This is a genomic window from Tritonibacter sp. SIMBA_163 (genome assembly GCF_046535935.1).
GTDB classification, from domain to species: domain Bacteria; phylum Pseudomonadota; class Alphaproteobacteria; order Rhodobacterales; family Rhodobacteraceae; genus Epibacterium; species Epibacterium scottomollicae.
On the sequence record NZ_JAWJBP010000382.1, the window covers coordinates 1 to 276 of the forward strand.

A 276-nucleotide genomic window follows, 5' to 3' on the forward strand; every position below is an offset into this window, starting at 1 on the left:
GATAAGGCCCGAGAAGCTGAACTTGCCTTCTTTCACAAAACGAACCATCTCATCGATAGCCAGGTCAGCGGTCTCTTTCCAGAGGTTCGCCCAGTCCATCTTGAAGTCGTTCATTTCACGGAGCATTTTTTCCCAGCTAGACTCGGCGTTCTTCTCGATGTCGCGGAGAGCTTCGGCTTGATACTGGCGGAGGGCATCTGAGAATTGAGCGATTTGCGAGGTGTCGACGCCAGCCTCACGCATTTTCTCCAGCAGCTCTTCGTATTCCTTCACCTG

At 52.5% G+C, this 276-nt stretch carries 1 protein-coding gene; it reads right to left on the reverse strand.

The features are described from left to right. A partial coding sequence (locus tag R0J92_RS22815) for a hypothetical protein (protein ID WP_411053344.1) occupies nt 1–276 on the reverse strand: 276 nt, incomplete at both ends.